The 21,666-nt window shown below is 66.1% G+C and carries 21 protein-coding genes and 2 riboswitches; of the genes, 14 read left to right on the top strand and 7 right to left on the bottom strand.

Annotated elements, in window-relative coordinates:
* Nucleotides 1-10: 10 nt before the first annotated feature.
* Nucleotides 11-106: riboswitch (glycine riboswitch) on the top strand.
* A gap of 1 nt (nt 107) precedes the next feature.
* A riboswitch (glycine riboswitch) is annotated at nt 108-210 on the top strand.
* Nucleotides 211-263: 53 nt separating this feature from the next.
* The 4 genes from gcvT (at nt 264) to gcvPB (ending at nt 4,912) form a co-directional block, all read left to right on the top strand.
* On the top strand, nt 264-1,403 hold the full coding sequence (gene gcvT / locus A6F65_RS01575; RefSeq protein WP_067785146.1) for a glycine cleavage system aminomethyltransferase GcvT: 1,140 nt from the start codon (nt 264-266) through the stop codon (nt 1,401-1,403).
* Nucleotides 1,403-1,774, top strand: coding sequence for a glycine cleavage system protein GcvH (gene gcvH / locus A6F65_RS01570; RefSeq protein ID WP_067785144.1), 372 nt, complete (start codon nt 1,403-1,405; stop codon nt 1,772-1,774). Before gcvT ends, gcvH begins: the two co-directional genes overlap by 1 nt.
* 103 nt (nt 1,775-1,877) lie before the next feature.
* The gene (gcvPA, locus tag A6F65_RS01565) at nt 1,878-3,245 is read left to right on the top strand and encodes an aminomethyl-transferring glycine dehydrogenase subunit GcvPA (RefSeq protein ID WP_067785141.1); all 1,368 of its coding nucleotides are present in this window, start codon (nt 1,878-1,880) and stop codon (nt 3,243-3,245) included.
* Nucleotides 3,242-4,912, top strand: a complete 1,671-nt coding sequence (gcvPB, locus tag A6F65_RS01560; protein WP_067785138.1) for an aminomethyl-transferring glycine dehydrogenase subunit GcvPB — start codon at nt 3,242-3,244, stop codon at nt 4,910-4,912. The genes gcvPA and gcvPB overlap by 4 nt, the downstream gene beginning before the upstream one ends.
* A 17-nt stretch (nt 4,913-4,929) precedes the next feature.
* Here the strand turns inward: gcvPB and panC are convergent, their stop codons facing one another.
* A complete protein-coding gene (gene panC, locus A6F65_RS01555; RefSeq protein WP_067785135.1) occupies nt 4,930-5,805 on the bottom strand; it encodes a pantoate--beta-alanine ligase in 876 nt (291 codons plus the stop codon).
* Nucleotides 5,806-5,877: 72 nt separating this feature from the next.
* Here panC and A6F65_RS01550 point away from each other — a divergent pair, with 72 nt between their 5' ends.
* From A6F65_RS01550 to A6F65_RS01530, 5 genes are all read left to right on the top strand, one after another.
* A complete protein-coding gene (locus tag A6F65_RS01550) occupies nt 5,878-6,681 on the top strand; it encodes a division plane positioning ATPase MipZ (RefSeq protein WP_067785132.1) in 804 nt (267 codons plus the stop codon).
* A gap of 3 nt (nt 6,682-6,684) precedes the next feature.
* Complete coding sequence (locus A6F65_RS01545; protein ID WP_067785129.1) at nt 6,685-6,975, top strand: DnaJ domain-containing protein; 291 nt, start codon at nt 6,685-6,687, stop codon at nt 6,973-6,975.
* The gene (gene pgmG / locus A6F65_RS01540; protein ID WP_067785126.1) at nt 6,972-8,375 is read left to right on the top strand and encodes a phosphoglucomutase/phosphomannomutase PgmG; all 1,404 of its coding nucleotides are present in this window, start codon (nt 6,972-6,974) and stop codon (nt 8,373-8,375) included. Before A6F65_RS01545 ends, pgmG begins: the two co-directional genes overlap by 4 nt.
* Nucleotides 8,376-8,398: 23 nt before the next feature.
* Nucleotides 8,399-9,235 carry a hypothetical protein gene (locus A6F65_RS01535; protein ID WP_067785115.1) on the top strand — a complete coding sequence of 279 codons (837 nt, stop codon included), beginning with the start codon at nt 8,399-8,401 and terminating at the stop codon, nt 9,233-9,235.
* A gap of 199 nt (nt 9,236-9,434) precedes the next feature.
* Nucleotides 9,435-11,897, top strand: a complete 2,463-nt coding sequence (locus A6F65_RS01530; RefSeq protein WP_067785113.1) for a ligase-associated DNA damage response DEXH box helicase — start codon at nt 9,435-9,437, stop codon at nt 11,895-11,897.
* 31 nt (nt 11,898-11,928) lie between these two features.
* On the opposite strand, the gene A6F65_RS01525 is transcribed toward A6F65_RS01530, so the two are convergent.
* The 5 genes from A6F65_RS01525 to A6F65_RS01505 all read right to left on the bottom strand — a co-directional run bounded on the left by A6F65_RS01525 (nt 11,929) and on the right by A6F65_RS01505 (nt 14,976).
* Nucleotides 11,929-12,222, bottom strand: a complete 294-nt coding sequence (locus A6F65_RS01525; protein ID WP_257784273.1) for an ExbD/TolR family protein — start codon at nt 12,220-12,222, stop codon at nt 11,929-11,931.
* A 139-nt stretch (nt 12,223-12,361) separates the two neighbouring features.
* Entirely contained in the window at nt 12,362-12,820 is a 459-nt protein-coding gene (locus A6F65_RS01520; protein WP_067785107.1) for an ExbD/TolR family protein, read from the bottom strand.
* Between the two features lie 35 nt (nt 12,821-12,855).
* A complete protein-coding gene (locus tag A6F65_RS01515; RefSeq protein ID WP_205631893.1) occupies nt 12,856-13,392 on the bottom strand; it encodes an ExbD/TolR family protein in 537 nt (178 codons plus the stop codon).
* 81 nt (nt 13,393-13,473) lie between these two features.
* Nucleotides 13,474-14,280 (bottom strand): MotA/TolQ/ExbB proton channel family protein, encoded by an 807-nt coding sequence (locus tag A6F65_RS01510; protein WP_067785102.1) that lies wholly within the window; start codon nt 14,278-14,280, stop codon nt 13,474-13,476.
* A gap of 33 nt (nt 14,281-14,313) precedes the next feature.
* Nucleotides 14,314-14,976, bottom strand: coding sequence for an energy transducer TonB (locus tag A6F65_RS01505; protein ID WP_237164845.1), 663 nt, complete (start codon nt 14,974-14,976; stop codon nt 14,314-14,316).
* A 404-nt stretch (nt 14,977-15,380) separates the two neighbouring features.
* Here A6F65_RS01505 and A6F65_RS01500 point away from each other — a divergent pair, with 404 nt between their 5' ends.
* The 4 genes from A6F65_RS01500 to A6F65_RS01485 all read left to right on the top strand — a co-directional run bounded on the left by A6F65_RS01500 (nt 15,381) and on the right by A6F65_RS01485 (nt 19,811).
* Nucleotides 15,381-16,247, top strand: coding sequence for a hypothetical protein (locus A6F65_RS01500; protein ID WP_067789699.1), 867 nt, complete (start codon nt 15,381-15,383; stop codon nt 16,245-16,247).
* Between the two features lie 102 nt (nt 16,248-16,349).
* The gene (locus tag A6F65_RS01495) at nt 16,350-17,657 is read left to right on the top strand and encodes a homoserine dehydrogenase (protein WP_067785096.1); all 1,308 of its coding nucleotides are present in this window, start codon (nt 16,350-16,352) and stop codon (nt 17,655-17,657) included.
* Nucleotides 17,658-17,763: 106 nt separating this feature from the next.
* Nucleotides 17,764-18,741, top strand: coding sequence for a class II fructose-bisphosphatase (gene glpX / locus A6F65_RS01490; protein WP_067785093.1), 978 nt, complete (start codon nt 17,764-17,766; stop codon nt 18,739-18,741).
* A 134-nt stretch (nt 18,742-18,875) separates the two neighbouring features.
* Nucleotides 18,876-19,811, top strand: a complete 936-nt coding sequence (locus A6F65_RS01485) for a ribose-phosphate pyrophosphokinase (protein ID WP_067785082.1) — start codon at nt 18,876-18,878, stop codon at nt 19,809-19,811.
* Between the two features lie 16 nt (nt 19,812-19,827).
* Here the strand turns inward: A6F65_RS01485 and A6F65_RS12640 are convergent, their stop codons facing one another.
* Nucleotides 19,828-20,796 carry a helix-turn-helix domain-containing protein gene (locus A6F65_RS12640; RefSeq protein ID WP_169816987.1) on the bottom strand — a complete coding sequence of 323 codons (969 nt, stop codon included), beginning with the start codon at nt 20,794-20,796 and terminating at the stop codon, nt 19,828-19,830.
* 96 nt (nt 20,797-20,892) lie between these two features.
* Here A6F65_RS12640 and hisN point away from each other — a divergent pair, with 96 nt between their 5' ends.
* A complete protein-coding gene (gene hisN, locus A6F65_RS01475; protein WP_067785080.1) occupies nt 20,893-21,666 on the top strand; it encodes a histidinol-phosphatase in 774 nt (257 codons plus the stop codon).

The raw sequence follows: 21,666 nt of genomic DNA, 5'->3' as shown, positions 1-21,666 counted from the left end.
CTTCGGGTCCGGGCGCGCCACGGGAGAGTGCGGGGCCTGCAATGGCTTCGCCGCCGAAGGAGCAACCGCCCCGGAATCTCTCAGGCCAAAGGACCGCGGCGCGAATCCACCGGCACTCTGGAAAGCGCCCTGCCTGGCAGGGCCACCGAAGGTGTAAGCGCGGGCATTCCCCGCGTCAGGCTCTCAGGTTTTCCCGACAGAGGGGGTGTGCGGCTTACGCAAACGGTCCACCCGGGCCGTGCCGCCCTGTCGGATGAAACACCATGGCCGGACCTTCCGCCACCGATGATGTGAAAACGCTGCCGCTGGATGCCTGGCACCGGGCGCAGGGCGCGCGCATGGTGCCCTTCGCTGGCTATGCAATGCCGCTGCAATACGAAGGCATCGTGGCAGAGCATGAGTGGACGCGCGAGCGTGCCGGCCTGTTCGATGTCAGCCACATGGGCCAGCTGGTGGTGACCGGCGAGGGCGCTGAAGAGGCGCTGGAAGCCATCCTGCCAGCCGATATCGCCGCTCTGAAACCGGGCCGCGTGCGCTATTCCCTGCTGCTGGACGACAATGGCGGCATCGTGGACGATCTGATGGTCACCAACTGGTCCAGCGACGAGGCTGGCGAGTGTTACGGCCTGGTGGTCAACGGGGCGACCAAGCACGGTGATATCGCCTTCCTGGCCGAGCGCCTGCCCGACCACATAACCCTGACTCACCGGGTGGACCGCGCGCTGCTGGCGCTGCAGGGCCCGGCGGCGGCTCAGGCGCTGGAGCGCGTTCTGCGCGGCGTGAATGAGGATTTCTATTTCATGCAGGCCAGGGCGTGGGAGTTCGGGATGCTCGATCTCGAAATCACCCGCAGTGGCTATACGGGCGAGGATGGCTACGAGATCTCCGTGCCTGCCGAACATGCCGAAACGCTGGCCGGGCGGCTTTGCGCCGAACTGGAAGTGAAACCCGCGGGCCTCGGCGCGCGCGACTCGCTGCGGCTGGAAGCAGGCCTGCCGCTTTACGGCCATGACCTGTCGCTCGACACCGATCCGGTCAGCGCAGGCCTGTCCTTTGCCATCAGCAAGCGCCGCCGCACCGAAGGCGGCTTCTCCGGCGCGGACCGCGTGCTTTCCGTGCTGGAGAAGGGCGCGGAGAAGCGCCTCGTCGGGCTGGAGCTGGAAGGCCGCCTGCCCGCGCGCGAAGGAGCCTTGCTGTATGCCGGTGACGAGGAAGTCGGCGTGGTGACCTCCGGCGGGTTTTCCCCCACGCGCGGCCACCCGATCGCCATGGGATATGTGCTGGCCGGCCATGCGGGCGAGGGCACCGCGCTCGAAGCGCAGGTCCGGAACAAGCGCCTGCCCACGCGCGTCACGAAATTGCCGTTCGTAAAACAGAATTACCACCGCAAGGGAGCAGCCTGATGGCGCGATATTTTACCGAGGAGCATGAGTGGATCGAAGTCGAGGGCGATGATGCCACCATCGGCATCACCGATTTCGCGCAGGAACAGCTGGGCGATATCGTCTTCGTCGAAGTGCCCGAAGAAGGCGCCGATTTCGCCAAGGGTGACGAGGCGGCCGTGGTCGAAAGCGTGAAGGCGGCAAGCGACGTCTACGCCCCCGTCTCCGGCGTCATCACCGAAGGCAATCCCGCGCTGGAAGAAGACCCCGCGCTGGTGAACTCCGATCCGGAAGGCGAAGGCTGGTTCTTCAAGCTGACCCTGGCCGACAAGTCGGAGCTGGAAGGCCTGATGGACGAGGACGGCTACAAGGAATTCGTGGCTAATCTGTGATGCCAAGGGGTGAGCCCCGGCGCAGGCCGGGGCCTCCCGCAATCCTACAGCCCTGCCGAGAGAGGTCCCTGCCTTCGCAGGGACTCATGAGAGAAGCGAGACGATGCGCTACTTACCCCTGACCGATGCCGATCGCGGCGCCATGCTCGATGCCGTGGGGGCCTCCTCCATCGACGACCTGTTTGTCGATGTTCCGGAAGCCGCGCGGCTGGATGGGCCGATCCGCGGCCTGCCGACCCATGCCGGCGAAATGGCGGTCGAGAAGCACATGCGCCGCTTGTCGAAGAAGAACCTCGCGGCAGCGGATGCGCCGTTCTTCCTTGGTGCGGGGGCCTATCGCCACCACGTGCCCGCATCGGTCGATCACATCATCCAGCGCGGCGAGTTCCTGACCGCTTACACGCCTTACCAGCCGGAAATCGCGCAGGGCACGCTGCAGATGCTCTTCGAATTCCAGACGCAGGTCGCGCGCCTTTATGGCTGCGCGGTGGCCAATGCGAGCATGTATGATGGCTCGACGGCGTGCTGGGAAGCCGTGGCCATGGCCAGCCGCATCGCGCGCGGCAAGAAGCGCAAGGTCGTGCTCTCCGATGCGCTGCATCCGCATTACGCCGAAGTCGTGCGCACCATGGCCAAGTTCACCGATGACGAGATCGCCGGCGGCGCGCCGAGCCTCACGCCCGCGCCGGACGATGACGCGCTGATCGGCCTGATCGATGGCGAGACCTCCTGCGTCGTGGTGCAATATCCCGACGTGCTCGGCCGCCTGCCGGACCTCGCCCGCATCGCCGAGGCCGCGCACGCGGCGGGCGCGCTGCTGATCGCCGTGAATACCGAACCGGTGGCGCTGGGCGCGATCCAGTCTCCCGGAGAGCTGGGCGCCAATATCGTGGTGGGCGAAGGCCAGGCCATCGGTGTCGGCCTGCAATTCGGCGGGCCGTATCTTGGCCTCTTCGCCGTGCGCGACCAGAAGCATGTGCGCATGATGCCGGGTCGCCTTTGCGGCGAGACGGTGGATGCCGATGGCAAGCGCGGCTTCGTGCTGACGCTCTCCACGCGCGAGCAGCATATCCGGCGCGAGAAGGCGACGAGCAACATCTGCACCAATAGCGGGCTGTGCGCCCTGGCCTTCAGCGTGCACATGACGCTGCTGGGCGAGAAGGGCCTGACCGCGCTGGCGGCGGAGAACCACCGCCTCGCCTGCCTTGCGGCGGAGCGGTTGGCGCAGATCCCCGGCGTCAGCGTGCTGAACGAGAGTTTCTTCAACGAATTCACTATCCGCATCGGCCGCGACGCGCGCGACGTGGTGCGCAAGCTGGCGGATGACGGCGTGCTGGCGGGCGTTTCGCTCGGCCGCCTGTTCCCCGGCAATGCAGAATTGCACGATGCGCTGCTGGTCTGCGTGACCGAAACCTCCGGCGAGGACGATATCGATGCCCTCTGTGCTGCGCTGAAGGAGGTACTGTCATGAGCAATCCTAACGCATCCGGCTGGAAGCCCGGCTCTCCGGTTTCCGCAGACAGCTTCAGCGGCCCGGCCACAACCACCGGCAACCGCGCGCTGATGCTGGAAGAGCCGCTGATCTTCGAGACCGGCTCGCTGGACCGGACGGGCGTGGACCTGACCTTCCCGGGCCAGATGGACCTGGCCGGTGTCGATGCCGCCGCGCCGGTGCGCAGCGAGCCTTCCGCCAGCAAGCTCGGCAAGTTCGCGCGCAAGGAAGCCATCGGCCTGCCCGGCCTGACGGAGCCGGAAACGGTGCGCCATTATACGCGCCTGTCGCGCCAGAATTACGCCATCGACCTCGGCCTCTTCCCGCTCGGTAGCTGCACGATGAAGCACAACCCGCGCCTGAACGAGAAGGTCGCGCGCATGCCCGGCTTTGCCGATGTCCACCCGCTGCAGCCAGTCGAGACCGTGCGCGGCGCGCTGGAGGTGATCAACGAACTCGCCTTCTGGCTGATCGAGCTGACCGGCATGCATTCGGTGGCCATGAGCCCCAAGGCGGGCGCGCATGGGGAACTCTGCGGCATCCTGTGCATCCGCGCCGCGCTGGAAGCACGCGGCGATGCCCGCAAGGTCGTGCTCGTGCCCGAAAGCGCGCATGGCACCAATCCCGCCACCGCCGCCTTCGCCGGTTACGAGATCGAGGACATCCCGGCCAATTCCGACGGGCGCGTCGATTTCGATGCGCTGAAATCGCGCCTCGGCCCCGATGTCGCAGGCGTGATGATCACCAACCCCTCAACGCTCGGCCTGTTCGAGCGGGACCTGAAGGCGATCTCCGACGCGGTGCATGAGGCGGGCGGTTTCGTTTACTGCGATGGCGCGAACTTCAACGCCATCGTCGGCAAGGTGCGCCCCGGCGACCTTGGCGTGGATGCGATGCACATCAATCTGCACAAGACCTTCTCCACCCCGCATGGCGGCGGCGGGCCCGGCTCCGGCCCGGTCGTGCTGTCCGAGGCGCTGAGCCCCTTCGCCCCGCTGCCCTATGCCGCCCGCACCGCGGATGGCACGGTGCACCTGGTCGAGGAGGAGAGCGCCGACAGCTTCGCGCAAGAGCACTTCGGCAAGACGCTGCAGAGCTTCGGCCGCATGACCGCCTTCCACGGGCAGATGGGCATGTTCACCCGCGCGCTCACTTATATCCTCAGCCACGGGTCCGATGGCCTAAGGCAGGTGGCGGAGGACGCGGTCCTCAACGCCAATTACGTGCTGCGCCAGCTGGAAGACGTGCTGCACGCGCCCTTCGCCCACAGCGGGCCGTGCATGCACGAGGCGCTCTTCGGCGACAAAGGCTTTGCCGAGGGCCTGTCCACGCTGGATCTGGCCAAGGGCCTGATCGACGAGGGCTTCCACCCCATGACCATGTACTTCCCGCTGGTGGTGCACGGCGCGATGCTGGTGGAGCCGACGGAAACCGAGAGCAAGGCGGCGCTCGACCAGTTCATCGGCGCGCTGCGCAGCGTGGCGGAGCGTGCGAAGGCTGGCGACGAGACGCTGAAGACCGCACCGCATTACGCCCCGCGTGCAAGGCTGGACGAGACGCTGGCGGCAAGGAAGCCGGTGCTGGCGTGGAATGGCGAGGTCGCCCCGTCCGGCACGCCGGTGCCAAGCGAGATCGGCGGGCAGTAAGGCTAAGCGGCGCAGCTTTACGCGTTTGGCCCCACCGCCATATTGTCGATCAGCCGCGTGCCGCCGATGCGCGCGGCGACGAGCAGGCGGGCGGGCTTCTCGCCCAGCGCCTCCAGCGCCTCCAGCGAGGCTGCGTCCGCCAGTTCGGCGTAATCGACGCTGTCGAAGCCGCCGCCCAGCAGCGCGTCTTCCAGCTGGCCCAGCGTGCCGTGCACCTCTTCGCCGCTCTCGATCCGGGCAATGGCTTCGCGCATCTCGCGCGGCAGGGTCGCGGCGCGCTCACGGTTCTCCTCCGACAGGTAGCGGTTGCGGCTGCTCATCGCGAGGCCGTCCGCCTCCCGCACCGTGGGCACGCCGTGGATCGCTTCGGCGCGCGGCAGCAGCAGGTCCATGTCGGCGGCCATGCGGCGGATCACGGCGAGCTGCTGCCAATCCTTCTCCCCGAAGAAGGCCATGTCCGGGCGGACCTGGTTGAACAGCTTGCACACCACCGTTGCCACGCCATCGAAATGGCCCGGGCGGTTGGCGCCGCACAGCCGGTCCGGCAGGCCGGTCACGCGGATCTTGCTGGCGAAACCTTCGGGATACATTTCCTCCACCGATGGCGCCCACAGCAGCGCACACCCCGCGCCCACCAGCATGGCGGAATCCTGGGCCAGCTGCCGGGGATAGGCGTCCAGATCCTCGCCCGGGCCGAACTGCGTGGGGTTCACAAAGATGCTGGCCACCACATGGTCGGCATGCTTCGCCGCCTCGCGCACCAGCGTCAGATGCCCATCGTGCAGCGCGCCCATCGTAGGGACCAGCGCCACCGTGCCGCCGCCCCCACCACTGGCGGATCGCAATTCGTCCACAGCTTCGCGCAGGGTCCTGACCGTGTTGACGGTTTGCATGGATGCCAGCCTCCGATAGGGTATTGGAAACGGCGGCTTAGCCCCGCCAGCGCAGTCAGGAAAGAGCAGCAATTGAGCACCACCGCCCCTCACCGCATCGTCTTCGCCAATGAGAAGGGCGGCACGGGCAAGTCCACCACGGCGGTGCATGTCGCCATTGCGCTGGCCGCGCAGGGACACCGCGTGGCCGCGATCGACCTCGACCCCCGGCAGCGCACGCTGGCCCGTTACCTGGAGAATCGCTGCGAGACGATGCAGCGCCGCAGCATCGACCTGCCCACCGTGGCATTCGACGTATTCGAGAACGGCGACGTCATCGCGCTGGAGGCGGTGGCGGAGCGACTGGGCGCCGATGCCGATTACCTCGTCTTCGACACGCCGGGCCGCGACGATCCGCTGGCGCGCCATGTCGCGACGAAGGCAGATACGCTGGTCACACCGATGAACGACAGCTTCGTCGATTTCGACCTGATCGGGCAGGTGGATGCGGAAACCTTTAAGGTCAAACGCCTCAGCTTCTATGCCGAACTGCTGTTCGAGGCGCGCAAGACCCGCGCCATGAAGGAACGGCGCGAGATGGACTGGGTGGTGGTGCGCAACCGCGTCCAGCGCCTCGACGCGCGCAACCAGGTCCGCATCGACCAGGCCCTGACGGAGCTGTCCAAGCGCGTCGGCTTCCGCGTGGCCCAGGGCCTGTCCGAACGCGTGATCTACCGCGAACTGTTCCCCTCGGGCCTCACCCTGCTCGATCGCGGGCACCTGGGGGAGCTGGGCACGAGCCACCTGATCGCACGGCAGGAACTGCGCGAGCTGGTGGGCGCGCTGAACCTGCCAGCAAAACCGAGCGCGCCGCCCAGCCAGGCACAGGCAGCCTGATCGATGCTCAAGCTCCTAATCCTCGCCGCCATCATTTGCGTCGGCTGGAAAATGGCGCTGGGTCGCTGGCCCTGGCAGAAGCAGGACGGCACGCGCCAGCAGGCCCTGTTCCGCGCGCGCAAGCTGCTGGGTGTGCCCGCCAATGCCCGCCATCAGGACATCATCGAGGCGCATCGCCGCCTGATCACAATGGTCCACCCGGACCGGGGCGGCAGCAATGCGCAGGTGCATGAAGCGAATGACGCCCGCGACCTTCTACTGAACGAATTGCCCGACAGGAGCACGCATCCATGAGCCACCAATTCGATCCCACCGTCCTGCGCGAATACGATATCCGCGGCATAATCGGCGAGACGCTGGGGCCGGACGATGCCCGTGCCATCGGGCGCACATACGGCTCCATCCTGCGCGAAGCGGGCGGCAAGACGGTGGCCGTGGGCTATGACGGGCGCGTCAGTTCACCGCTGCTGGAGCATGCGCTGGTGGAGGGGCTGACCGCCTCGGGCTGCGATGTGGTGCGCATCGGCATGGGGCCCACGCCCATGCTCTATTTCGCGGAAGCCTCAATCGAAGAGGTTGACGGCGGCATCGAGATAACCGGGAGCCATAACCCCGCCAATTACAACGGCTTCAAGATAGTAATCCAGGGCCGACCGTTTTTCGGGGAGGACATCTTGGCTCTCGGCCGCCGCGCTGCCGCCGGCGACTGGCTGGACGGCACCGGCACTGCGCGCCAGCTCGATATCATGGACGCCTATATCGACGCCCTCCTCAAGCCCCTCGAAGGGGTCGATGGTGATGGCCTGGCTGCCCTGCGCATCGGCTGGGACGCCGGGAACGGTGCCGCCGGCCCCGCGCTCGAACGCCTTGTCGCCCGCATGCCGGGGGAACACTTCTGCCTGTTTACCGATGTCGATGGCAACTTCCCCAATCATCATCCTGATCCAACTGTGGAGGCCAATCTGGAAGACCTCCGCCAGCTCGTCAGCGAGAAGAACCTCGACTTCGGAGTGGCATTCGACGGTGACGGCGACCGCATCGGTGCCATCGACGGCCAAGGTAGGGTGATATGGGGTGATCAATTGCTGATGATCTATGCGGAAGACCTCTTAGGTAATCGCCCGGATGCCACGATTATCGCCGATGTGAAGGCCAGCCGCGCCCTGTTCGACCATGTCGAAAAGCACGGCGGCAAGCCGCTGATGTGGAAGACGGGCCATTCGCTGATTAAGTCCAAAATGAAGGAAACGGGCAGCCCGCTGGCAGGCGAGATGAGCGGCCACGTCTTCTTCGCGGACGAATATTATGGGTACGACGATGCGCTTTATGCCGGCGTGCGGCTGATCACGGCCAGCGCGCGGCTGGGCAAATCCGTCACCCAGCTGCGCGGCGAGATGCCCGCCATGCTCAACACGCCCGAAATGCGCTTCCAGGTGGACGAGAGCCGCAAGTTCGCCGCCATCGACGAGGTGAAGGCGCGGCTGGCGGACAGCCCGGATGAGGTGAACTCCACCGATGGCGTGCGCGTGACCAATGCCGATGGCTGGTGGCTGCTGCGCGCCAGCAATACGCAGGACGTGCTCGTCGCCCGCGCCGAAAGCGATACGGAAGAAGGCCTCGAACGCCTGATGGCGCAGATCGACGAGCAGCTGGCCCTGAGCGGGCTGGAGCGCGGTGAGAGCGTAGGTCACTGACCGGATCTGCAGAGGGGGCAATCATGAAAGCGGTTTTGGGATTCTTGGCGGGCGCGGCGCTGATGTGCGGCATGCCGGGCGCGGCACATGCGCAGGAGCGCAACAAGGATGCGGCGAGCGCGGAAGAGACCGATGCTGTCTTTGCCGACCTGACGTTCTTCGAGCTCGATATCGATCCGCTCACCGATGTGCAGGAAGCACGTCTGCCTGCGGCCGAGCGCGTGGCCCTGCAATTGATGCCCGAAGGCTCCTTCAAACGCATGATGTCCGACCAGCTGATGCCGGTTTTCGAATCCGCTTTGGCGTCGGAAAAATCTGACCCGCGCGAAGCCCTGACGAATCTGACAGGCCTGCCGAGCTGGCGCATCAACGCGCTGGACGATGATGCCGCTGCATCGGCCCTGGCCATACTCGACCCGAACCAGGCAAAGCGGGAAGCTGCGACCTTCCAGTGGCTCATGGGCATGTTGGACGAGATGTTCACACTTCTGGAGCCGCATTATCGCGCGGGCATGGCGCAGGCGATCGCGGTCGAATTTACCGCAGAAGAGCTCGAGGAGATGGAGGTTTTCTTCGCAACGCCGGCGGGTGCCCGGTATGCGACCAATAGCTATCTCTTGCACAGCAGCCCCCATGTCCTGGATGCAACGAACCAGATCGGACCGCTCATCGGCCAGATGTTTCCCCGCCTCATGGAGGAGGTGGCGGAAATCGAAGAGCGCTACGGTTCGGCGCGGTCGATAGGCGAACTGCCCGCAGACGAGCTATCGAAGCTGGCCGGATTGTTCGGCATTTCCTCGCAGCAATTGCTGTCCGAAGCGGCCGAGGACGAGGAAGAGATCGACTTCAGCGAGGATTGAGCGCGCGGCGGGCGCATGGCGCACTTTCCTACAGGACGGCGCCCGTGCTGGGCCCGGGCCATGCCTGCACTTCGCCCCCTCACTTGCGACATGTCACCTCCGTCACGCGGTGTGCGGACCGTGCGGGACACACCGGCTCGCTTTTTCGTTCTAGGACTGTGTCACACCTGTATCACCTTTCAGCTTCGCCAGTCCGAACATGAACGGCGCGGCCATTCCGCCGGAGATCGCGGCCTGGTTCGATGCGCGCGGCTGGCGGGTGCGGCGGCACCAGGCCGAGATGCTGGAGACCAGCGATGCCGGGCGGCACGCGCTGCTGGTGGCCGATACGGGCGCGGGCAAGACGCTGGGCGGCTTCCTCCCCACGCTTGCCGCCTTCACGCCCTCGCGGCTGGATGGCGCGGCCCCGCCCGAGGGCCTGCACACGCTCTATGTCAGCCCGCTGAAGGCGCTGGCGCACGATGTGCAGCGCAACCTCATTACCCCGATCGAGGAAATGGGCCTGCCCATAAGGGTGGAGACCCGCAGCGGCGACACCCCGTCCGACCGCAAGAAGCGCCAGCGCAGCCGCCCGCCGCATGTCCTGCTGACCACGCCCGAAAGCCTCTCCCTGCTGCTCAGCTATCCGGACAGCGACACGCTGTTTGCCGGCCTGAAACGCGTGGTGGTGGACGAGGTGCACGCCTTTGCCACCCAGAAGCGCGGCGACCTGCTGGCCCTCGCGCTCACCCGGCTGCAGGCCATTGCCCCGGACATGGAGCGTGTGGCGCTCTCGGCCACGCTGGCGGACCCGACTGCTTACCGTGAATGGCTCGCCCCGTGGGGGGAGATCGACACGGTCGAACTGGTGAAGGGCGAGGATGGCGCTCCGGCCGAGGTTGAGATCCTGCTGCCTGTGGAAGAGCGCGTGCCCTGGGGCGGCCATGCCGCGACTTGGGCGATCCCGCAGCTTTACGAGTATGTGAAGCAGAGCCGCACCACGCTGATCTTCACCAACACCCGCTTCCTGGCCGAGTATATCTTCCAGCACCTGTGGGATGTGAACGAGGACACGCTGCCCATCGGCATCCACCACGGCAGCCTGGGCATAGAGGCCCGGCGCAAGGTGGAGGGCGCGATGGCGCGGGGCGAGCTGCGCGCGCTTGTCTGCACGGCCAGCCTGGATTTGGGCGTGGACTGGGGCGACATCGACCTCGTCGTGCAGATGGGCGCGCCCAAGGGCTCCAGCCGTCTGCTGCAGCGTATCGGGCGCGCCAACCACCGGCTCGACCAGCCCAGCCGCGCGCTGCTGGTGCCGGGCAACCGCTTCGAGTTCCTGGAAGCGATCGCGGCGAAGGAAGCCGTGGACGATGGCCAGCGCGACGGCGAGGACTTCCGGCCCGGTGGGCTCGACGTGCTCGCCCAACATGTAATGGCGCGCGCCTGTGCGGGGGAGTTCGAGGAGGCCGCCTTCCTGCGCGAGGTGCGTTCCTGCCTCAGCTACGCATGGGTGGACGAGGATGTCTGGAACCGCGTCCTGCACTTCGTGGCGACAGGCGGTTATGCGCTGGAGGCCTATGACAAGTTCAAGCGCATCGTGCGCGACAAGCAGGGCGTCTGGCGCCTGACCCACCCCGAACATGCCGCGCGCCACCGCATGAACGCCGGGATCATCATCGATTCCGAGATGCTGCAAGTCCGCTTCCGCAACGGGCGCAACCTTGGCAAGGTGGAGGAACGCTTCGCCGCTTCGCTCAGCCCTGGCGATACGTTCAGCTTCTCCGGCATGGCGCTGGAAGTGGAGCAGATCCGCGACATGGAGCTGGTCGTGCGGGCGGCCAAGAAAAGCGCGGCGATCCCCTCCTATGGAGGGCTGCGCCTGCCGCTGACAACTCATTTGGCAGACCGCGTGCGCGCGATGCTGGTGGACCGCGCGGGCTGGGCGCGCTTCCCCGACGATGTGCGTGAATGGCTGGAAGTGCAGGACTGGCGTAGCCAGCTGCCCGGGCCGGACAATCTGCTGGTCGAGAGCTTCCCGCACGGCCAGCGGCACTACACCGTGTACTACACCTTCGTCGGCTGGAACGCGAACCAGTCGCTGGGGATGCTTATCACCAAGCGGATGGAGGAGCTGGGCTTGGTGCCTGGCGGCTTCGTGGCGAATGACTATTCGCTCGCGGTGTGGAGCCTGAAGCCGGTGACGGACCCGGCGCCGCTACTCTCGCCCGACATTCTGACGCATGAATTCATCGACTGGGTGCAGGATTCGCACCTGCTGCGCCGGGCCTTTCGTGAGGTTGCCGTGATCAGCGGTCTGGTGGAGCGGCAGCATCCCGGCAAGCGCAAGACGGGCAAGCAGGTCACCTTCAGCACCGACCTGATCTACGACGTATTGCGCAAGTACGAGCCGGATCATGTGCTGATCGAGGCGGCTTGGGCCGATGCGCGGGAGAAAATGACCGATATCGGCAGGCTCGGCGACCTGCTGGACAGCGCGGCCGACCGGCTACTGCATGTCGAGCTGGACCGGGTGAGCCCTCTGGCCGTGCCGGTGATGGTGATGATCGGCCGCGAGAGCGTGCCGCAGGGCGCGGTGGACGAGGAGCTGTTGCTGGAAGCCGAAAGCCTGGCAGGCGCTGCAATGCGGACGAGTGACCCAGAACAGCTGAACGGCCCTGGCTAGGCCCAGCTGCGCTGGAGGATGCGCGTTAGGCTCAGTCGCGTTCGAAGTTCCGGTAGCGCTCATTCCCGACAAAGCCGACCTTGGTGACGCCAGACACATCCACCAGCCGCATGAGGCGTGCGGTCTTTTCGTAACTGGCCCCGGCTTCCGGCGCGATTTGCGTTTCGGGCTCCGGCACGCGGGTCTCGACCAGGCGGAGCGCGGCGAGGGCCTGCGCCTCGCTGACCTTAGTGCCGTTCCACAGGATGCTGTCCTGCGCGGTCACGACGAGGCGGTTCTGGTCCGGCTCCAGTATGGGCGGATTGACGGGATCCGAGCTAGGCAGGTCGATTTGATCCGCTTACCGCAGGCGAGTGGTGACTTCGCGCAGGGCCGGTCGGCGGCAGGGGCATGCGACGTCTGCGGCAGGCAAAAGAAAAGGGGCGGATCGCTCCGCCCCCTCTCAGATTGCTATGGTGGTCGGATCAGCCGCCGACGGGGTTGGCCGGGCCACCCGTACCGAACTGGCGGTACTGTTCGTTGCCGACGAAGCCGAACTTCGTGACGCCCGAGCCCTTGATGATCTGCAGCACCTTGGCCGACAGGTCATAGCTGGCATTGGCTTCCGGTTCGAACTGCAGTTCCGGCTCGATCGCGAAGGTCAGCGATTCCTGCAAATTGGCGACGAGACCACCCTGGTCGATCGGCTCGCCATTCCAGAGGATCGTGTCGTCCGCCAGCAGGACCAGCTTGTTCTTCACCGGATCGATATCCGGCAACTGCTGGTCGGGGTTTGGCTGCGGAAGGTCGATATCGACCGAGTGCGTGGCCACCGGGATGGTGATGATGAACATGATGAGGAGCACGAGCATGACGTCGATAAGCGGCGTCGTGTTCATGTCCATCATTGGCTCGCCATCGTCTTTGCCGCCTGACATTGCCATGGGTTTCTACTCCTGAATTCTGCTTGCCGAACCGATCAGCCGCCGTTGGGGTCGACCGGGTTGGAAATGAAGCCGACCGTGGGATAGCCCGCAGCCTGCACGTTGAAGATGGCACCCGCCACGCAGCGCCAGGGCGCGTTCTTGTCAGCACGGATGTGAACCTGCGGAACCTTTTCCGGATCTTCCAGGATGGCATCGATGCCGCCGGCACGCTGCACGATCTGGTCGAGGCGCGCGAAGGCGCGGTCATACAGTTCCTGCGAGGTCACTGGCGTGATGTTGTTGAAATAGACGCGGCATTCGCCATTGCGCGAAGCGCCGGAAAAACCGCCCTCGCCGGCGCTAAGGCCCTGTGCATCGGTGGTGCTGACCGTCAGCAGCAGGTTCTCGACCTTGTCATCCGATTCAATGGATTCGAAAATCGGGATTTCCAGCTTCTCGATGGTCTGGATGGCGACCGGGACGGCAATCAGGAAGATGATCAGGAGCACCAGCATCACGTCCACGAGGGGCGTGGTGTTGATATCCGACATCGGTGTCTCGGCACCCGATCCGCCTGTAGAAATGGCCATTGGTTAGGTATCCTGTCTCAAAACTTACCGACTTCGAAGTGGGCGGCATGCCGTGGCACGCCGCCCCCGTTCGAAACGACCTTACTTCTTTGCGGTCGTCGTCGTTGCCGAGCCTGCCGGCTTGGCTGCGGCCGGAGCCGTCTTTGCAGCGGTGCCAGCAGCCTGCGTGGAGGTCTTGGACATCGTCTGCGGGCGGATCTGGCCGTCCGAGGTGATGTAAGCCTGCAGGTCCGTCGAGAAGCCCGACAGCATGGCAAGGATGCGTTTGTTGCGGCTCTGCAGCCAGTTGTAGGCGAGCACCGCCGGAACGGCGACGAGCAGACCGATGGCGGTCATGATCAGGGCTTCACCCACCGGGCCGGCAACGGCGTCGATGGAAGCGGAGCCGGCCATGCCGATCTTGATCAGTGCGCGATAGATGCCGATCACCGTGCCGAGCAGGCCGATGAACGGCGAGGTGGCGCCGACCGATGCGAGGAACGGGAGGCCACCGGCAAGCTTCGCTGCGATGGCGGATTCCGAACGTGCCAGCGAACCGTGCAGCCAGTCATGGGCTTCCAGGCTGTCGGTCATCTTCTTGTGCTGCGATGCGGCAGCAAGGCCATCGTCGACCAGCTGGCGCCATGCGCTGTTCTTGTCGAGCTTGGTTGCGCCTTCGCTAAGCGAATTGGCACGCCAGAAGTTGGTGCGGACACCCTGGTACTGGCGAAGGATCTTGTTCTGCTCGAGCAGCTTCGTGATCAGGATGTAGAACGAGCCGACAGACATGATGACGAGAACGCCGAAGATGGACCAGGCGACGAAGCCGCCCTGGTTCATGGCTTCGATGAAGCCGAACTGGTTCTTCGGCGCTTCTTCGCCAACTGCGGCAATAAGGTTGGTAAGCATGCGGATTTCCTCTCTGAAAGGTCTGAATTCTGTTTAGTTGAGCTGGTAGACGATGGTGGTGGACCAACGACCCGTGATCGGGTTGCCGGCATCGTTCAGCGCGGGGTTGAACCGGCCGTAACGGCTGAGGTCCTTACAGGCCGCGTCATCCAGCACGCTGGAGCCGGAGCTGCGGCTGACCGAGCAGGAATCGACCCGCCCGTTCGTACCCACGGTAACCGTCACACCAACACGGCCTTCCACACCTTCACGCAGGGCGCGGGATGGGTAGTTCTCGATGATACGGCGGGTCCAGCGTGCCTGTCCGTCCGGCGACACACCACGGGCCTGCGAAGGCGGCGGCGGCGGCGGGGGCGGCGGCGCGGGGGGTGCCGGCGGCGCAGGGGGCGGGATCACGCGCGCCGGCGGAGCGGGCGGCGGGATCTGCGTCTGCGTCTGGATGTCCGGCGGCCGCGTGCTCACATTGATCGGCGGCGGCGGAGCCACAGGCGGCGGCGGTGCCACGTTTTCCTGAGGCTCGGGCGGAGGGGGCTCCTCCTCCGGCTCGGGCGGTTCGGGCTCGTCGATGTCCACCGTCGTCACGCGTTCGGCAATCTCCTTGACTGCCGACATGGCCAGGCCCGTAACCAGGGCGTAGCCGAGCGCAACGTGGATGAGAGCAACGATGATGATCGCGATAACCTTGTTACCGCTCATTTGTTGGTCAGCGTAAGCCATCCAGTCGCATCACTCCGTTCACGTCTTGGGAAACCTTTCGATTTCCGCACAATCCGGTTGCTATTGCCGGATGCCAAGCGGCCATCCTGCCAGCGCCCGGAAGCGTTTGTCCAGCCTGTTGACCAAAATGGGGTCCAGCATTCTTACTGATGCAAGACCCGCATTGTTCCGGGCGTCCAGGCTGCCGGGCAGCTTATGTTTTGTTGTCTCGGCCCGTTCGGCGCGGTCTTAACGAGAGGTTACGGAACCGGCAAACGGTTTATCGGTTAACCGCGGATTCACAGGCCGGTAGCCCCTTAAAGGGACGTCTCGGGCCTGCTGCAAAGGCAGGCCATCTTTCGCGAAAGCTCGCGCAAATGCTGCCCCATGATAGGAAGGTCGCCATGAAATTTCCTTCGATTCGCAACCTCGCCGCGCTCCTTCCGGCGGCGCTCCTCGCCTCTGCATGTGCGGGCGGCCCGCCGCCGGTGTCGGCGCAGTCGATGGCCGCTTCGCAAGCCACTTATGGCGATCTTGTCGCGCTCTCAGAGGCATCGCCCGTCGTGGTGCGGGTGGAAATTCGCGACCAGGCCATGCTGGAGCCAGAACGCAGCCCCGGCCTCGCCCCCGGGATGGCGCGCGTCTATTTCGAATCGCGTACGCAGAACGTCCTAAAGGCTCCTGGCGCGATGGGCGGCGAGTTCGCCTTCCTGGCCGATGTGCCGCTGGGTCCGGACGGCAAGGTGGCCAAATACAAGAAGCAGGAATGGCTGCTGTTTGCCCGCCCCGTGGCCGGCAATCCGGGCCAGCTGCAGCTGGTTGAGCCCGACGCCTACCTCCCCGCCAGCCCGGCGGAAGAGGCACGGGTCCGCGCCGTGATTGCGGAGCTTCTTTCCCCAGACGCCCCCCCCGTGGTGACGGGGATCGGCGATGCCTTGTGGATGCCCGGCAACCTGGCCGGCGAATCGGAAACGCAGGTATTCCTGACTACGCGCAGCAACGCCCCCGTCTCGCTCAGCGTCGTCCGGCGGCCCGGTATGGCGCCGAGCTGGGGCGTATCCTGGAGCGAGATCGTGGACCAGTCCGCGCGGCCGCCGCAGCGCGGGACGCTGCGCTGGTACCGCCTCGCATGCTCCCTGCCTGCAACCTTGCCGGCAGGCGCAATCCTGCAGGACGGGGCACAGGTGCGTGCGCGCGCACAGGAAGATTACGCCTTCGTGATCGACCAGCTTGGCCCCTGCGATCGGACGCGCGCTCGCAGCCGCGGCTGATTTCTTTCGCAACGAAAACCGATTTTGGCTGGCCAGCAAAGGCCAAGCCTCTTTAACCCGCCAGCCGATCCCCCAGACGGGATGGACAAGTTGGACGGAATAATGACGCAGGAATTGCGGATCGCCCTTGCGGGGCTGGGCACTGTGGGCACGGGCGTCGTGCGCTTGCTGGAGGAAAACGCGGACGAAATCCGGGCAAGGGCCGGCCGGGACATCCGCATCACCGCCGTCAGCGCCCGCGACCGCACGCGCGACCGCGGCATCGATATTGCGTCCTATGCCTGGGAAGACGAGATGGCGCAGCTGGCAGCGCGCAGCGATGTCGACGTGGTGGTGGAGCTGGTCGGCGGTTCCGACGGCCCGGCGCTGGCGCTGGCGCGCGGCGCGTTGGAGGGCGGCAAGCACCTCGTCACGGCGAACAAGGCGATGATCGCCCATCACGGGGCCGAGCTGGCCGCGCAGGCCGAGCAGGCGGGCGTGTCGCTGCAATTCGAAGCGGCGGTGGCAGGCGGCATCCCCGTGCTGAAGGGCCTGCGCGAAGGGGCCGCGGCCAACCGCGTGGAGCGGGTCTACGGCATCCTCAACGGCACCAGCAATTACATCCTCTCCGCCATGGAGAAGACCGGGCGCGACTTCACCGACATCCTCGCCGATGCGCAGGAGCTGGGCTATGCCGAGGCCGACCCGACCTTCGATATCGAGGGGGTGGACGCAGCGCACAAGCTGGCCATCCTCGCTGCCATCGCTTTCGGTACGAGGCCCGATTTCGGCGCTGTGGAGACCGGCGGCATCTCCGGGGTGCGGGCCGCCGATATCGCCCAGGCCGATGCGCTGGGATATGTCATCCGCCTGATTGGCATGACCGACTGCGCGGCCGGAGAGGATGGTAAACCCCGCCTGTTCCAGCGCGTGCAGCCTTACCTCGTGCCCAAGTCTCACCCGCTCGCGGCGGTCGATGGCCCGACCAATGCGGTGGTGGTCGAGGGCAATTTCGCCGGCCGACTGCTGTTCCAGGGCGCAGGTGCGGGCGACGGGCCGACGGCCAGCGCGGTCGTGGCCGATCTGGTGGACATTGCCCGCGGCAATCCGGCAGCCCCTTTCGGCCTGCCGGTCGCATCGCTCGCCAGCAGCAGCCCGGCCGACACGGCGGAGCGGCGCAACCGCGCTTACCTGCGCTTCGTGGTGAGCGATCGCCCGGGCGTGATGGCGGAGCTGACGGCTGCCATGCGCGACGCCGGTGTCTCGATCGAGAGCCTTATCCAGCACGGCAAGCCGGAAGAGGCGGGCGATGTGCTGGTGGCCATCGTCACCCACGAAGGACCGGAACGGACCGTGTCCGATGCGCTCGCCGCGCTCGCCCAGTCCGACTGCATCGCGGAGCCGCCGCTGGTGCTGCGCGTATTGGGCTGATTTTCCTCGCTGGAGTGCGGGCTGGCGGCTCGACAAAACCCGCGCGCCTACCTAAGCGGCGTGCAGCCGCAGAATACGAATGCATGAAGCCAGCGAAAGAGCATAAATGAGCCAGTCCGATAACGTCCTCGACCGCGTCCTCGTCCTCGAACTGGTCCGCGTGACCGAGGCTGCCGCGGTTGCCGCCAGCAAGCTGATCGGCCGCGGCGACGAGAAGGCTGCAGACGCTGCCGCCGTGGAAGCCATGCGCAAGGCGTTCGACACGCTGTACATGGATGGCACCGTGGTGATCGGCGAGGGCGAGCGGGACGAAGCGCCCATGCTCTATATCGGCGAGAAGGTGGGCGGCGCGCCGGGCAAGGGCCCGAAGATCGACATCGCGCTCGACCCGCTGGAAGGCACCACCATCACTGCCAAGGCCGGTCCGAATGCGCTGGCCGTGCTGGCCGCCGCGAAGGAGGGCGACCTCCTCAACGCGCCTGACACCTATATGGACAAGATCGCCGTCGGCCCGGGCTACCCCGCCGGCGTGATCAGCCTAGAGAAGTCGCCCTCCGACAATGTCCGCGCGGTGGCCGAGGCGAAAGGAGTGAAGCCGTCCGACATCATCGTTTGCGTGCTCGATCGTCCGCGCCATGCGGAGCTGATTGCCGAACTGCGCGGCCTGGGCTGCGGCGTCGTGCTGATCGGCGATGGCGATGTGGCAGGCGTGATCGCCACCACGGACGAGGACACGACCATCGACATGTACATGGGCCAGGGCGGGGCGCCGGAAGGCGTGCTGGCAGCTGCCGCGCTTCGCTGCGTCGGCGGCCAGTTCAGCGGGCGGCTGGTGTTCCGCAACGATGACGAGCGCGCCCGCGCAGCCAAGTGGGGGATCGAGGACCTCGACCGGATCTACGCGCTGGAAGACCTCGCCAAGGGCGACTGCATCTTTGCCGCCACCGGCGTCACCGATGGCTCCCTGCTGGACGGCGTGAAATATCGCCGCGGCGGCGTGATGACGACCGAAAGCGTCGTAATGCGCGCCAGCAGCGGCACGGTGCGCTGGGTGAAGGGCGAGCATCGCGGTCCGAAGGGCTGAGTCCAGCGGGCCAGCCCGCGCCGGCCGCAAGTTCAAAAAAGCGCGAATCTGGATAAACCGCCGCCAGGCCTGTTGCGCGGCCGGCGCGCTGGGCTAGGGCAGGGGCATTCACCGTCAGAAGGGATTCGCATTCCATGAAGATCATGTCCGGCAATTCCAACCTGCCGCTCGCCCGTGCGATTGCGGCTTATCTGGAAATCCCGCTGACGGACGCCAGCGTGCGCCGCTTTGCGGACGAGGAGATCTTTATCGAGATCCACGAGAACGTGCGCGGCGAGGATGTCTTCATCCTGCAGTCCACGTCCTATCCGGCGAATGACAATCTGATGGAGCTGCTGATCGGGATCGACGCACTCAAGCGCGCCTCCGCCCGGCGCATCACCGCCGTGATCCCCTATTTCGGCTATGCAAGGCAGGACCGAAAGCCGGGCCCGCGAACGCCCATCTCGGCCAAGCTGGTGGCGGACATCATCACTCGCGCCGGGGCCGACCGCGTGCTGAGCGTGGATTTGCACGCCGGCCAGATCCAGGGCTTCTTCGATATCCCGACGGATAACCTCTATGCCGCGCCGACCATGGCGGCCGATATCCAGGCACGGTACGGCGGGCAGGATCTGATGGTCGTGTCCCCCGACGTGGGCGGCGTCGTGCGTGCCCGTGCGCTGGCCAAGCGGCTCGACAATGCGCCGCTCGCCATCGTCGACAAGCGGCGCGACCGCCCCGGCGAATCGGAAGTGATGAACATCATCGGCGAAGTGTCCGGGCGCCATTGCATCCTGATCGACGACATCGTCGATTCGGGCGGGACGCTGTGCAACGCCGCGCAGGCCCTGCTGGATAACGGCGCGAAGTCCGTCGCGGCCTATATCACCCACGGTGTGCTGTCCGGCGGAGCGGTGGCCCGGGTGGACAAGAGCGCGCTGAAGGAGCTGGTCATCACCGACAGCATCCTGCCGACCGATGCGGCCAAGGATTCCGAGCGTATTCGCATCCTGCCGATCGCCCCGCTGATAGGCGAGGCCGTGCGCCGCATTGCGGACGAATCGAGCGTATCCAGCCTGTTCGACTAGGCCCGGGGCGGCTGCCTCAGGTCACCGGCTCGCTTCCGGGATCGCGCCATGGGCCGATCTCGTCGGGATGGAGCTGCTTAAGCGCATCCAGCCGGCAGCGTTGCCGCACTTCCAGGCTGAGCCGGAGGAAGGGGTGTGCGCCGGTCTTCAGGTCCTTGGGCCGAAGGTCGAAGAAGGACTTTATCTCGCGAATCAGGTGGGACTGGTCGGTGTAGCGCAGCGCCAGCCCCGCTTCGTCCTCCTCGCGCGCGACGCCCAGCAGGGCCGCGCCCATGTCCATGGCGCGCGCACGGCGCATGGCGAACTTGGGCGTCACACCGAAATCGCGCTTGATGATCCGTTCCAGCGTCCGCCTGCCCACACCTGCGCGGCGGCAGAAGTCCTCGACGGGCAGGTGCGGATTGACCAGCGCCTGCCGCTCGAACGCCAGCGAAAGGGGGTCCGGCTCGGCCGCATCGATCTGGTCGATGTAACTGCCCAGCACCTTCTCGAGCGCGATGATCCAGTTCTCATAGGGCTCGTCCAGCGGGGCATGGCGATGAACCGCCTTCGTCACCTCCGCAATGCTGTCGAATTCCACGATGCGGTCCAGCATCTCGCTCTGCGGCGGGCCGCCAAGGACGCTGGGCGCGCCAGCCGTGAAGTGCAGGGTGATGGCGATGTAGCGGCCTTCGATGGCCAGCGGCATGCAGCGGCTCTGCGGTCCGAAATACAGCGCCTTGCCCTCCGCGCCCGGGTCCCAGACCTGCTGGCCGTCCAGTGTGTCCGCCGTCCAGGGATCGCGGTAGATGATCCGCAGGCATGAATGGTCGACGAACATCCCGCATTTGACGCGCACGCCGGGCGGCAGCTCGCCTTCCGAAACGCTCCACCAATAGAACCACGGTCGCAGCCGCTCTGCCGGCGCGCGCGACCAGGCGAGCGGCGCGCCGCCGCGCGTGCGCCCCGTCTGCGATTCGACCTGTGCCTGACTTTGCGCCCCCATGGACGAGAGGTCTGCGACAGAAATGCGCCGCTTGCAACGCGTTAGGTCTGCGCTAACAGCGTCCGCCAGGGCAGGTGCCCGCTTCCGGAGGTTTCGATGACGCCCGACGATATCCAGTTTGCAGAGCGGCTGGCCGACGCCGCGCGAGAGGCGATCCGCCCGCATTTCCGGCAGGGCGTGCAGCCCGATCGCAAGGCCGATGCCTCGCCCGTCACCATTGCCGACCGGGCAGCGGAAGAGGCCATGCGGGCCCTGCTGAGAGCAGAGCGACCGGACGACGGCGTGCATGGCGAGGAGTTTGGCGTCACCGAAGGGACATCGGGTCGCCAGTGGGTGCTCGACCCGATCGACGGCACCACGGCCTTCCTCGCCGGGCGGGCGACCTTCGGGACGCTGATCGCGCTGCTGGAAGGCGGCTTCCCGGTGCTTGGCATCATCGACCAGCCGATCCTGTCCGAACGTTGGCTGGGCGTGGCTGGGCGCGAGACGACTTTCAATGGCGCGCCGGTCTCCACCCGCCGCTGCCGCGAACTGTCGGATGCCGCGCTGGCGACCACGGGCGCGCATTATTTCAGCGAGGACGAGGGCCATCACTTCATGGCGCTTGCCTCGAAGACCGATCACAAACGCATGATCATGGGCGGCGATTGCTATAATTATGCCATGGTCGCGCATGGCCAGCTGGACGTGGTGTGCGAGGCGGGCCTGAAACTGCATGACTTCGCCGCGCTCGTCCCGGTGGTGGAGGGCGCTGGCGGCACGATGTGCGACTGGCAGGGCGATCCGCTGCATGCGGGAAGCGACGGGCGCGTGCTGGCGATGGGCGATCCGGCGCGGCTGGAAGACGTGCTGGAAGCTCTGGCCGGCTGA

It is taken from the genome of Paraurantiacibacter namhicola, assembly GCF_001687545.1.
Taxonomy (GTDB): domain Bacteria; phylum Pseudomonadota; class Alphaproteobacteria; order Sphingomonadales; family Sphingomonadaceae; genus Paraurantiacibacter; species Paraurantiacibacter namhicola.
Note: the sequence above shows the minus strand (reverse complement) of the source record. Positions and strands in the feature narration are given on the sequence as shown.